Origin of the sequence: Psychromonas aquatilis (genome assembly GCF_038155185.1) — a bacterium.
GTDB classification, from domain to species: Bacteria; Pseudomonadota; Gammaproteobacteria; order Enterobacterales; family Psychromonadaceae; genus Psychromonas; species Psychromonas aquatilis.
Genome location: NZ_JBAKAZ010000177.1, coordinates 1 through 301, shown reverse-complemented (window position 1 = coordinate 301; position 301 = coordinate 1). Strand labels below are relative to the sequence as shown.

The following is a 301-nucleotide window of genomic DNA, read 5'->3' as shown; positions in this document are numbered from 1 at the left end:
CTACAGCCAACAGGCCAAATCCAACTCTCTAGCGGCGCTGAAGTCGTTATGGCACCTAGTTTATGGTGATCAACTATACCTAAGATATGTGCTTTTTTCATATCATCAGTACCTTGACCCCAGTCAGAGTAATCTACAATGAAAATTTCTTCACCAGCTACTTCAGTACGAATTTCTGGCTGTGGTAAACCTGATTGCTCTAATAAATATAATGCTTCAGGATTTGGTTCGCCTTGTAAAGCTGGTGTTGCAGTTTTAGCCATTTTATTAAATAAACTAGCAAGGCCTATCGCAGTACACA

At 40.2% G+C, this 301-nt stretch carries 1 pseudogene; it reads right to left on the bottom strand.

The window, feature by feature from the left end:
* A pseudogene (locus V6256_RS15275) lies at positions 1–301 on the bottom strand (manganese-dependent inorganic pyrophosphatase); the annotation flags it as partial.